At 66.9% G+C, this 11,547-nt stretch carries 9 protein-coding genes and 1 tRNA gene; 6 read left to right on the plus strand and 4 right to left on the minus strand.

Annotated elements, in window-relative coordinates; translation table 11 throughout:
- The first annotated feature begins 72 nt into the window (after positions 1-72).
- The gene (locus tag AQY21_RS25565) at positions 73-1,437 is read left to right on the plus strand and encodes an NCS2 family permease (RefSeq protein WP_203416675.1); all 1,365 of its coding nucleotides are present in this window, start codon (positions 73-75) and stop codon (positions 1,435-1,437) included.
- Positions 1,438-2,057: 620 nt separating this feature from the next.
- Here the strand turns inward: AQY21_RS25565 and AQY21_RS25570 are convergent.
- Positions 2,058-2,717: a GntR family transcriptional regulator gene (locus tag AQY21_RS25570; RefSeq protein WP_238986906.1), complete on the minus strand. Its 660-nt coding sequence runs from the start codon at positions 2,715-2,717 to the stop codon at positions 2,058-2,060.
- A 231-nt stretch (positions 2,718-2,948) separates the two neighbouring features.
- On the opposite strand from AQY21_RS25570, the gene AQY21_RS25575 reads away from it, so the two are divergent.
- Positions 2,949-3,977 carry a proline racemase family protein gene (locus AQY21_RS25575; RefSeq protein ID WP_058100402.1) on the plus strand — a complete coding sequence of 343 codons (1,029 nt, stop codon included), beginning with the start codon at positions 2,949-2,951 and terminating at the stop codon, positions 3,975-3,977.
- 16 nt (positions 3,978-3,993) lie between these two features.
- Positions 3,994-4,944 carry an ornithine cyclodeaminase family protein gene (locus AQY21_RS25580; protein ID WP_058100403.1) on the plus strand — a complete coding sequence of 317 codons (951 nt, stop codon included), beginning with the start codon at positions 3,994-3,996 and terminating at the stop codon, positions 4,942-4,944.
- A gap of 61 nt (positions 4,945-5,005) precedes the next feature.
- On the opposite strand, the gene AQY21_RS25585 is transcribed toward AQY21_RS25580, so the two are convergent.
- Entirely contained in the window at positions 5,006-5,470 is a 465-nt protein-coding gene (locus tag AQY21_RS25585; protein ID WP_058100404.1) for an Lrp/AsnC family transcriptional regulator, read from the minus strand.
- 109 nt (positions 5,471-5,579) lie between these two features.
- Here AQY21_RS25585 and putA point away from each other — a divergent pair, with 109 nt between their 5' ends.
- The gene (putA, locus tag AQY21_RS25590; protein WP_058100405.1) at positions 5,580-8,999 is read left to right on the plus strand and encodes a bifunctional proline dehydrogenase/L-glutamate gamma-semialdehyde dehydrogenase PutA; all 3,420 of its coding nucleotides are present in this window, start codon (positions 5,580-5,582) and stop codon (positions 8,997-8,999) included.
- Between the two features lie 62 nt (positions 9,000-9,061).
- Positions 9,062-10,471 carry a Glu/Leu/Phe/Val dehydrogenase gene (locus AQY21_RS25595; protein WP_058100406.1) on the plus strand — a complete coding sequence of 470 codons (1,410 nt, stop codon included), beginning with the start codon at positions 9,062-9,064 and terminating at the stop codon, positions 10,469-10,471.
- Between the two features lie 328 nt (positions 10,472-10,799).
- On the opposite strand, the gene AQY21_RS28855 is transcribed toward AQY21_RS25595, so the two are convergent.
- Entirely contained in the window at positions 10,800-11,174 is a 375-nt protein-coding gene (locus tag AQY21_RS28855) for a hypothetical protein (protein WP_152988343.1), read from the minus strand.
- Between the two features lie 101 nt (positions 11,175-11,275).
- Between AQY21_RS28855 and AQY21_RS29120 the strand changes: the two genes are divergently transcribed.
- Positions 11,276-11,434 (plus strand): hypothetical protein, encoded by a 159-nt coding sequence (locus AQY21_RS29120; RefSeq protein WP_161906121.1) that lies wholly within the window; start codon positions 11,276-11,278, stop codon positions 11,432-11,434.
- A gap of 9 nt (positions 11,435-11,443) precedes the next feature.
- On the opposite strand, the gene AQY21_RS25605 is transcribed toward AQY21_RS29120, so the two are convergent.
- Positions 11,444-11,518, minus strand: a tRNA-Glu gene (locus AQY21_RS25605).
- Positions 11,519-11,547 lie beyond the last annotated feature (29 nt).

An 11,547-nucleotide genomic window follows, 5' to 3' on the forward strand; every position in this document is an offset into this window, starting at 1 on the left:
TTGCATTCTCGTTGAAGATGCCCGGGCATAATCTGGCCAGCACGGCGGGCAAGCCGCCAAGTGGGAGGAACCATGCCAGACAAGCAATCCGGCCTGACGGCCAGCGGCGCCAGCATCAGTCCAGGGGAAGGAACCGTGCTAGACAAGCAGTTCGGCCTGACGGCCCATGGCACCAGCGTAAGGACAGAGGTGATCGCGGGGATCACCACCTTCCTGACGATGGCCTATATCATCTTCGTGAACCCCGAGATCCTGTCCTCGACCGGCATGGATCGCAACGCGGTCTTCGTCGCGACCTGCCTGGCCGCAGCGCTGGGATCGGCGATCATGGCGCTGTGGGCCAACTGGCCCATCGGCATGGCACCGGGCATGGGGCTGAACGCCTTCTTCGCCTTCACCGTGGTCGGCGCGCTGGGGTTCACCTGGCAGCAGGCGCTGGGGGCGGTGTTCATCTCCGGCCTGATATTCCTGTTCCTGTCGGTGACCGGCATCCGGCGCTGGCTGATCGCCGGCATCCCCACCTCCATGCGCAGCGCCATCGCCGCCGGCATCGGCATGTTCCTGGGGCTGATCGCGCTGAAGAATTCGGGCATCGTGGTGGACAATCCGGCGACGCTGGTGGGGCTGGGCGACCTGACCCAGACCGGCACGCTGCTGGCCATTGTCGGCTTCTTCATCATCGCGGCGCTGGACGCGCTGAAAGTGCGCGGCTCGATCCTGATCGGCATCCTGGTGATTACGGTGGTGTCCATCGCCATCGGCGCCAGCCCCTTCGGCGGGGTGATCTCGATGCCGCCCTCGATCGCGCCGACCTTCCTGCAACTCGACGTGGCGGGGGCGCTGACGGTGGGCATCTTCCACGTCATCCTGGTCATGGTGCTGGTCGAGGTCTTCGACGCCACCGGCACGCTGATCGGCGTGGCCAAGCGCGCCGGGCTGCTGACCGAGGGGCCGACCCATACCAACAAGAATCTCGGCCGGGCGCTGATGGCGGATTCGACGGCGATCCTGGCCGGCTCGATGCTGGGCACCAGCTCGACCACGGCCTATGTGGAAAGCGCCTCGGGCGTTCAGGCGGGCGGGCGCACCGGGCTGACCGCGCTGGTCGTCGCGGGGCTGTTCCTGCTGGCCGTGTTCTTCGCGCCGCTGGCGGGCTCGGTCCCGGCCTATGCCACGGCGCCGGCGCTGCTTTACGTCGCCTGCCTGATGGTGCGCGAATTCGAGGAAATCCAGTGGAGCGACGTGACCGAAAGCGCGCCGGCGGTGCTGACGGCGTTGATGATGCCCTTCACTTATTCGATCGCCAACGGCCTGGCCTTCGGCTTTGTCAGCTACGCTGCGATCAAGCTGGCGACCGGCCGCGCGCGCGAGGTGCATGCCGCGACCTGGGTGGTGGCGGCGCTGTTCGTGATCCGCTTTGCCTTCTTCATGGAGTGAGCCTCGGTAACCGGGGGGCTGTCTGCCCCCCGGACCCCCCGAGGATATTTGGGCACGAAAGAATGAGGCTCGCCCGCCAATGTCGGCCTTAGGCTGTGGCTGATGCGGGGGTTCTGGCTTGGTGCTGCATGCTGCCCGTTCTTTCGCGATGGCCGGCCCGGTTTGCCCGAAGCTGCGGGAGAGGGGGTGGTGCGCATGCCGCTCGGGCTCTTGCTATATCGGCGATGTCCAAGGCGTGGCCGACACGCACAGTCATGCGCGGCAATCCATTTCGGAGCCTTCAGGTGCCGGCTGAGGGCTGATCCCTGTCTTGCGCACGGGATGCGGCCCATCAGCTTGCGGGTTCCTTCCCCCCTCATCGCTGCATTGGGCTAACGATACTGGTGCGGCCAGAACCAGGGCTATGCCAACGTCGACAGCGAGGGATGAGCGTCAGGGTGGATCAACCCGGTTCTCTTGCGGGATCAGGCTGCGGATCGGGCCGGGTGAGGCGGCAGACCTTGTTGGCAGGAATAGCGGGGTGCGACAGACGCCGTGCCGATTGCTCCAGACAACCTTCCACAGCGGGTCAGGTTTGTGGCAGAACGTCATGCCCTTAGCGGCAAAAAGTCATTTCAGCCTTACCGCGTGGCCTTGCTGGCCGGCAGGTGGTGCAGCAGGGACGAGCAGGCGCCCATGATATGGGCCTGGACCAGTTCTGCCGCCTTTTTCGCGTCGCCCGCGCGGCAGGCGGCAAGGATCTGGCGATGCTCGCGGTCGGCCGTTTCCTGGCCATGCGAGAGGCTGAGTTGGATGCGCAGGTAGCGCTCCAGCCGGTCGTTCACCGAGCGGATGGTGCTGACCAGGAAGGGCCGCTGCGCATCGAGATAGAGGCGGCTGTGGAACTGCCAGTTCAGTGCTGACCATTGCGCCACGTCCGTTTCCCCGGCGAAAGCGTCGCAGAAGGCCTCGGCCTCGGCGAAGGTCTCGGGTGTCATATGCGGCACCGAGAGCCTGATGGCATTCGATTCGAGGATGGCGCGGGTCTCGAAGATCTGGGCGATCTCGGGCTCGGAGACCGAGGTGACGACGGCGCCCCTGTTGCGCTGGAACTCGACCAGCCCCTCGGCCTCCAGCCGCTTCAGCGCCTCGCGGACCGGGATCTTGCTGACGTTGAACATCCGCGCGACATCGTCCTGGCGGATCGGCTCGCCCTCGTCCAGCGATCCGTCGGCGATCGAATCGCGAATGAATTTCAGGATGATGTCCGAGGCGGTGGGGGCTTTCCCGAGATTGGGCACCTCTGCTTCCTTGAATGGCATCCCGCTCTCCCATGCCCGAACTGCATGCAAGATATGGTAGCCGATATCCTGGTGCAAGGGACAGCGGTATCCCGGTTGGCGACGGTGGTGCGGGCCGGTCGGCGTGCGGACACTGCCGATGCCGCTTGACAGCTGCGGATGGGCCGGGCAGGTTAGGCGTCAATATCGTATACGAAATATTATTATGCTTCCACCCCTGAGCGAGGAAGAATGCGCAGCTCCAGAATCGTGCATGTCGTGTCCTGCCATGCCGAAGGCGAAGTCGGCGATGTCATCGTCGGCGGGGTGGCCCCGCCGCCGGGCGAGACGGTCTGGGAGCAGTCGCGCTGGATTGCGCGCGATGAGACGCTGCGCAACTTCGTGCTGAACGAGCCGCGCGGCGGCGTGTTCCGCCATGTCAACCTGCTGGTGCCGCCCAAGGCCCCGCGCGCCCAGATGGGCTGGATCATCATGGAACCGGCCGATACGCCGCCCATGTCCGGCTCGAACGCGATCTGCGTGGCGACGGTGCTGCTCGACACCGGCATCATTCCCATGCAGGAGCCGATCACCCGCATGGTGCTGGAGCCGCCGGGCGGGCTGATCGAGGTCGAGGCCGAGTGCCGAGGCGGCAAGGCCGAACGCATCCGGGTCCGCAACCTGCCCTCCTTCGCCGACCGGCTGGATGCGCGGATCGAGGTCGAGGGGCTGGGCACGCTTACCGTGGACACCGCCTATGGCGGCGACAGTTTCGTGCTGGTCGATGCGGCGTCGGTCGGGATGCGCATCGCCCCCGATCAGGCGCGCGACCTGGCCGAAATGGGGGTGCGGATCACGCGCGCCGCCAACGAACAGCTGGGCTTCCGGCACCCGGCGAACGGTTGGAACCACATTTCGTTTTGCCAGTTCACCGATCCCCTGAGCGAAAGGGACGGGGTGCTCTACGGCAGGAATGCCGTCGCGATCCGTCCGGGCAAGATCGACCGCTCTCCGACCGGGACGGGCTGTTCGGCGCGGATGGCGGTGCTGCATGCGCGCGGACAGATGAGGGTCGGGGATCGTTTCGTCGGCCGCTCGATCATCGACACCGAGTTCCATTGCTCGATCGCGGATGCGGTCGAGCTGAACGGGAAACCGGCCATCAGCCCGATCATCTCGGGCCGGGCCTGGATCATCGGGACGAAACAGTTGATGGTCGATCCGGCCGACCCGTTCCCGGGCGGCTATCGTCTGTCGGATACCTGGCCGATGGATGTCTAAGGAGGATCGCATTTTCATGATGAGCAACGGCTCCGCGCTGCAATTCCTGTCTTACGAGGCCGCGATTGGCCGGCTTGACTGGTTCGATGCCGTCGAGGCGTTGCGCCAGGGCCACGCGCTGCCCCGGGCCGAGATCAGGGACGTGTTCCTTGGCCCGCCCACCGGCACGATGATGAGCCGCTCGGCCTATATCGAGGGGCTGGGCTACGGGGCCAAGACCTTCACCGTCTTCGACGGCAATGCCGCGCGGGGACTGCCCACGGTCCAGGGCGCGATGCTGGTTTTCGACAAGGATGACGGCAGGTTACAGGCCATCGTGGACAGCCCGCTGGTCACCGAGATCAAGACCGCCGCCGATTCCGTGCTGGGTGCCAGCCTGCTGGCGCGGCCGGAGAGCCGGCATCTGCTGGTTGTCGGCGCCGGCACCGTGGCGACCAGCCTGGTCAGGGCCTATACGGCAGTGCTGCCGGGGGTCGAGCGGGTCTCGGTCTGGTCGCGCCGGCCGGAACAGGCGCGGGAATTGGTCGCGAACATGTCTGGTATCGAGGCCGAACTGGTGGCGGTCGAGGATCTGCAAGACGGGGTGGGGCAGGCCGATATCATCTCCTCGGCCACCATGGCGCGCCAGCCGGTGATCCGGGGCGATTGGGTGCGGCCCGGCACCCATGTCGACCTGATCGGCGCCTTCAAGGCCGACATGCGCGAGGCCGACGATGCGCTGATGGCCAGGGCGGCGCTGTTCGTGGACAGCCGGGAGACGACGCTCGGCCATATCGGCGAGCTGATGTTGCCCATCGCCTCGGGCGCGATCACGGCCGAGAGCGTGCTGGGCGATCTTTACGACCTCGTGCGGCCCGATGCCCGTCGGCGGCTGTCGAATGACGAGATCACCCTGTTCAAGAACGGCGGCGGCGCCCATCTGGACCTGATGATCGCGTCCTGGATCGCTCGGGTCATGGCGGGCTGAACGCAGGATCGGGAAGACGACGGCTTGCCGGCGGCTGGCCGTTCTTCCCTGCACAGGACGGTCAGCCGAGGCGGAAGTTCTGCTCGACCACCGCCTCCATCGAGACATGGCTCGAGGTGTTGCTGACATGGGGCAGGGTCGAGATCTTCTCGGCCAGGATGCGCCGGAAATCGGCCATGTCGCGCGAGCGGACCTTCATCAGGTAGTCGCATCCCCCGGCGATCATGTAGCATTCCTCGACCTCGGGGATGGCGCGGACGGCGGCGTTGAACTGTTGCAGCGCATGTTCGCGGGTGTCGTTCATGCTGACCTCGACATAGGTCACATGGGTCAGGCCCAGTTTCAGGGGCGACAGGATGGCGCGATAGCCGGTGATCAGGCCGATTTCCTCCAGATGCCTGATCCGCTGCGCGACCGGGGTCTTGGACAGGCCGACCCGCCGCGCCAGCTCGGCAATCGGGATTCGCGCGTTCTCGGTCAGTTCCGCCAGGATCTTGCGGTCCTGCGCGTCCAGATCCAGGTCCATTCTGAAAATCGCCTCGAATTTGTTCCATCAGCCTACCGGATGGGTCATCTTCAGGCGCACCGCCTAGCAGCCATCTGGTATTCCTATCCTATCGAATAAGGAGATCGGCATGACTCGTGTCAACCCCACCGTGCTTTCGGACGTGTTTTCCACGCAGGCGAAATTCGCCGACGAGGCGGAACTGCTCAGGGGGTTGGTCGCGCAAGCCGCGCTGGACATCGGGGCGCGCGCCGCGATCACGCACCGGGCCGCGGGTCTGGTGCGCCGCATCCGCGCCGAGGCCCGGCCGACGATGATGGAGCATTTCCTGGCCGAATACGGGCTGTCCACGCGCGAGGGCGTGGCGCTGATGTGCCTGGCCGAGGCGATGCTGCGCGTCCCCGACCGCATGACCATCGACGCGCTGATCGAGGACAAGATCGCGCCATCGGACTGGGGCAGGCATCTGGGCGAGGCATCCTCGTCGCTGGTCAACGCCTCGACTTGGGCGCTGATGCTGACCGGCAAGGTGCTGGATGACGATCAGGCCGGCATCGCGGGCACGCTGCGCCGCGCCGTGCGGCGGCTGGGCGAGCCGGTGATCCGCACCGCCGTCGGCCGCGCCATGAAGGAGATGGGCCGGCAATTCGTGCTGGGCCAGACCATCGAGGCGGCGCTGGAACGCGCGGCCAAGCGCGAGGCGCAGGGCTTTACCTACAGCTACGACATGCTGGGCGAGGCGGCGATGACCGGCGCTGATGCCGCGCGCTACGACCGCGCCTATTCCGATGCCATCGCGGCCATCGCGAAAGCCTGCACCAAGGGCTCGGTCGAGGACAATCCCGGCATCTCGATCAAGCTCTCGGCCCTGCATCCGCGCTACGAGGTGGCGCAGCAAGCCCGCGTCATGACCGAGCTGGTGCCGGTGGTGCTGAAGCTGGCGCGCCAGGCCAAGGCCGCCGGCATGGGCATGAACATCGACGCCGAGGAGCAGGACCGGCTGGTGCTGTCGCTGAAGGTGATCGAGGCGGTGCTGGCCGACCCCTCTCTGGCCGGCTGGGACGGGTTCGGCGTGGTGGTGCAGGCCTATGGCAAGCGCGCCGGGCAGGTGATCGACTGGCTTTACGACACCGCCGCCCGGCTCGACCGGCGCATCATGGTGCGGCTGGTCAAGGGCGCCTATTGGGACACCGAGATCAAGCGCGCCCAGGTCGAGGGCTTCCCCGGCTTTCCGTTGTTCACCAGCAAGGTCGCGACCGATGTCAGCTATATCGCCAATGCCCGCAAGCTGATCGGCTATGCCGACCGCATCTATCCGCAATTCGCCACCCATAACGCCCATACCGTCGCGGCGATCCTGGAGATGGCGGGCGAGACCCGCTTCGAGTTCCAGCGCCTGCACGGCATGGGCGAGCGGCTGCACGACATCGTGCTGCGCGACCACAACGCCCGCTGCCGCATCTATGCGCCCGTCGGCGCGCATCGCGACCTCTTGGCCTATCTGGTGCGCCGCCTGCTGGAGAACGGTGCCAATTCCAGCTTCGTGCACCAGATCGTGGATGAATCCGTCTCGCCCGAGGAGGTCGCCCGCGATCCCTTCGAGGCGCTGGCGACTGCCCAGCCGCCGCGGTCGCTGGTGGCGCCCGATGCGCTGTTCGGGACCTCGCGTCGGAACTCGACCGGCTTCGACCTGACCGACGAGGAAACGCTGGCCCGTATTTATGCCGCCCGCGACGTGGCAATCCCGGATGCGATGCCGCTGACCGTCTCGGAGCCCACGGGCAAGATGCAGGATGTCGTCAACCCCGCGACGGGCGAGAAGATCGCCCGGGTGATGATGGTCGATGCCGAGACCGCTGCCCGCGCCATCGACGACGCGCGGGTCTGGGACGCGCCGGCGGCGGAACGCGCCGCGGTGCTGCGCCGCGCCGCCGATCTCTACGAGGACCATTACGGCCCGATCTTCGGCATTCTCGGCCGCGAGGCCGGCAAGTCGCTGGCCGATGCGGTGGCCGAACTGCGCGAGGCGGTGGATTTCCTGCGCTATTACGCCGCCGAGGGCGAGAATTGCTCCGATGCCCCGCGCGGCATCGTCGGCGCAATCAGCCCGTGGAACTTTCCGCTGGCGATCTTCACCGGCCAGATCGCGGCGGCGCTGATGGCCGGCAATGCGGTGATCGCCAAGCCGGCCGAGCCGACGCCGATCATTGCCGCCTATGCCATCGGCCTGCTGCATCAGGCGGGCGTTCCGAAAACCGCGCTGCAACTGCTGCCCGGCCGCGGCAGCGTGGTCGGCACCGCGATGACCTCGGACCCGCGCGTCGCCGGGCTGGTCTTTACCGGCTCGACCGAGACCGCGCAGACCATCGCCCGCACCATGGCCGCAAACCTGGCGCCCGGCACGCCGCTGATTGCCGAGACCGGCGGGCTGAACGCGATGATCGTGGATTCCACCGCGCTGCCGGAACAGGCGGTGCGCGACATCGTGAACTCGGCCTTCCGTTCGGCCGGCCAGCGGTGTTCTGCGTTGCGCTGCCTTTATGTGCAGGAGGACGTGGCGCCGCATCTGATCGAGATGATCAAGGGCGCCATGGACGAGCTGCGTGTCGGCGACCCGTGGGATCTGACCACCGATGTCGGTCCGGTGATCGACCCCGGCGCGCAAAAGGAAATCGCCGATTACATCGCCGCCAATGCAAATCGCCTGCTGCACAAGCTGGCGGTCCCGTCGCGCGGTTATTTCATCCCGCCGACCATGCTGAAAGTCGGCGGCATCGCCGATCTGGAGCGCGAGATCTTCGGCCCGGTCCTGCATGTCGCGACCTTCCGCGGCGACCAGCTGGACCAGGTGATCGCCGAGATCAACGCCCGCGGCTTCGGCCTGACCTTCGGGTTGCACACCCGCATCGACAGCCGCGTGCAGGAGGTGTCGGATGCGATTCACGTCGGCAACATCTACGTGAACCGCAACCAGATCGGCGCCGTGGTGGGCAGCCAGCCCTTCGGCGGCGAGGGGCTGTCGGGCACCGGGCCCAAGGCCGGCGGGCCGCGCTATGTGCCGCGCTTCTTCACGCCCGCCGCGCCTGCGGCCTCTGCCGGAACCTGGCAGGGCCAGGCCGACGAGGCCCGGCTGCGCGGCGCGCTCGCCGATGCGGCCCCGAAGAAGATCGAGGAGCGGCTGATGCCCGGCCCCACGGGCGAGTTGAACCGCCTGACCGCCCATACCCGCCCGCCGGTCCTCTGCCTTGGCCCTGGGGCCGAGGCCGTGGCGGCGCAGGTGGCGGCGGTCGAGGCGCTTGGCGGGCAGGCCGTCGGCGCCGATGGCGCACTGCCCCCCGAGGCCCTGACCCGGCTGCCGCAGCTTTCCGCCGTGCTCTGGTGGGGGGACGAGGCGCGCGGCCGCGCCTATGCCCAGGCCCTGGCCGCGCGCGAGGGCGAGATCGTGCAGTTGATCACCGCCATGCCCGACCTTGCCCATGTCGCGCATGAGCGCCACCTTTGCGTGGACACCACCGCAGCAGGCGGCAACGCCGCGCTGCTGGCCGGCTGACATTCCGCAGGGGGCCCGCCACGGCCCCCTGTTTTCCAGAAAGAGCCCGGAGGAGGCGTTCCATGAGCAATCAATCATTCCTGGCCGATGTGAACGAGATGTTCGACGTCGCGGCCGCGCATTGCGACCTGCCCGAGGGGCTGGCCGAGAAGATCAAGGTCTGCAACGCGACCTATGTCACCCGCTTCGGCGTGCGGCTGCGCGGGCGGATGCATACCTTTACCGGCTGGCGGGCGGTGCATTCGACGCATAACCGCCCGGCCAAGGGCGGCATCCGCTTCGCCCCCAATGCCGACCAGGACGAGGTCGAGGCGCTGGCGGCGCTGATGACCTATAAATGCGCGCTGGTGCGGCTGCCCTTCGGTGGCTCCAAGGGGGCGCTGAAGATCGACCCCGCCGACTGGACCGAGACCGAGCTGGAAAAGATCACCCGCCGCTTCGCCCAGGAACTGATGGCGCATGAATTCCTCAGCTCGGCTGCCAATGTGCCAGCGCCGGACATGGGCACGGGCGAGCTGAACATGATGTGGATCGCCGACGAATACCGCCGCGCCCGCCCGCAGGACATCAACGCCCTGGGTTGCGTCACCGGCAAGCCGGTCGGCGGCGGCGGCATCGAGGGCCGCACCGAGGCCACAGGCCGCGGCGTGCAATACGCCATCCGCGAATTCTTCCGCCATCCCGCCGACCGGGCCCGCGCCGGCTTCCAGGCCGAGACCCTGAACGGCCTCACTTGCGTGGTGCAGGGCCTTGGAAACGTGGGCTTCCACGCGGCCAAGTTCCTGTCGCAAGAGGACGGCGTCCGCATCGTCACGGTGATCGAACGCAGCGGCGTGGTGCGCAATCCCCAGGGCATCGACATCGACGCGCTCAAGGCGCATCTGGTCCAGACCGGCTCGGTCGAGGGCTTTGCCGGCGGCGCGGTGAGCCCGCCCGACATGGGGGCGCTGGCCGACGATTGCGACATCCTGATCCCCGCCGCCGCCGAGGGCGCGATCACCGAGGAGAATGCCGCCACCATCAAGGCGGCGCTGATCGTCGAGGCCGCCAACGGCCCCACGACCAAAGCGGCCGACACGATCCTGCGCCAGGCCGGCAAGATCATCCTGCCCGACCTGTTTGCCAATGCCGGCGGCGTGGTGGTGTCCTATTTCGAATGGGTGAAGAACCTCAGCCACATCCCCTTCGGCCTGATGGAGCGGCGGCTGGAGGAGGACGAGCACCGGCTGCTGGCCCGCTCGCTGGAGCAGATGACCGGCCGGGACTTTCCCAGCGAACATGCCCGCTTCCTGGAAGCGCGCAGCGAGATCGCGCTGGTCCGCTCGGGGCTCGACGACATCATGCGCGCCGCCTATCGCCGGATGAGCGCGCTGTGGAACCGCCCCGACGGCAGCTACCCGGACCTGCGCACCGCCGCCTATGTGCTGGCCATCGACGAGGTGGCGCAGGCCTACAAGGCCATCGGGCTGTAGATCCGGCGATCGGCGGCTGAGAGGCGTAACCGGCTTGCCGGCGAGGGGAACGATCGCCCGGTGGGACGACCCGCAGCGCCCGTCTTGCCGCGAAGGAGCCCGACCTATCATTACCGTTGCGTTTTTGGTTTGATGTGTGCCTGTCTTGCCGCGGCCTGATGCGCCCTTCGCCACGGCGACCATGCAATGATGCGTGCGGGTTGGATCCGGCGCTGTGCCATGCGGTTGGCGACGCGGCGGATTTTCTGGATGGACCATCGGATCAGGGGAGGAGGCGCGGCCTGACCCTGCTTCAGAAAACCGTCCGCCGGGCGAATGATTCACCGGATCACTCGCTTTTCCGGCTCACCATCGATGACCGGCACCGCATCCGGATCGGCCAGCGATAGGCATGGCCTGCCCATGACGATCTGGCAGACCTGGCCGCTTCGACGACGTCTGTGGCGATCATCGGATGTGCGTCGCCGCCGCCATCCTTGAGCAATGTGATCTGGCCATCGGGCTGGCGGCTGGACCTGCCCGCCGCCATCAGGTCGTGCCGGTTCCCCCGCACATGGTCGGGGGTAATGGCGCCGGAGCAGGTCGGCTGCATCAACTCGCCGATCTGGTCGACATGCGTGCCCGGGGCGCATCCAATCGCCCATGAGAACGGGTTGTCGTGCCGTGGCGGCCGCCGAGACGATGTCGGTTTTGCCAGCAGCATCGGGCAGATCGTCGGCAGCCCGTGACTTCGGTCCGGCCATCAGCGCCCGATAGGCGGCGCCCGACCCGCTTGGCCTATGCTGGGGCGACGGATACGAGATCATGGCATTCCTCGCGCATAAGATGCGGCAGGAAGCCGCGACCTATACCAAGGCGGCAGGGCGCGCCCAGTTCGCCGATAGCGGCATGAGTAAATTGCCCTCATTCCACGAATTGCAGGACAATCGCAGTTCTCAAGCCATTGAAAGTAAGGGGGAATAAGTGATGAAGTGGCAGCCCGTAGGGGAGTCGAACCCCTCTTTTCAGGTTGAAAACCTGACGTCCTAACCGATAGACGAACGGGCCACTTTCTGTATCCGCCGGGCGGTGCCCTG

This window comes from Paracoccus sp. MKU1 (assembly GCF_001447385.1).
Taxonomy (GTDB): Bacteria; Pseudomonadota; Alphaproteobacteria; order Rhodobacterales; family Rhodobacteraceae; genus Paracoccus.

Coding starts and splice junctions, on each gene's coding strand:
- AQY21_RS25565 (WP_203416675.1), top strand. CDS start 73: ATGCCAGACAAGCAATCCGGCCTGACGGCCAGCGGCGCCAGCATCAGT.
- AQY21_RS25575 (WP_058100402.1), top strand. CDS start 2,949: ATGCGCAGCTCCAGAATCGTGCATGTCGTGTCCTGCCATGCCGAAGGC.
- AQY21_RS25580 (WP_058100403.1), top strand. CDS start 3,994: ATGATGAGCAACGGCTCCGCGCTGCAATTCCTGTCTTACGAGGCCGCG.
- AQY21_RS25585 (WP_058100404.1), bottom strand. CDS start 5,470: ATGGACCTGGATCTGGACGCGCAGGACCGCAAGATCCTGGCGGAACTG.
- putA (WP_058100405.1), top strand. CDS start 5,580: ATGACTCGTGTCAACCCCACCGTGCTTTCGGACGTGTTTTCCACGCAG.
- AQY21_RS25595 (WP_058100406.1), top strand. CDS start 9,062: ATGAGCAATCAATCATTCCTGGCCGATGTGAACGAGATGTTCGACGTC.
- AQY21_RS28855 (WP_152988343.1), bottom strand. CDS start 11,174: ATGCTGCTGGCAAAACCGACATCGTCTCGGCGGCCGCCACGGCACGAC.
- AQY21_RS29120 (WP_161906121.1), top strand. CDS start 11,276: ATGGCATTCCTCGCGCATAAGATGCGGCAGGAAGCCGCGACCTATACC.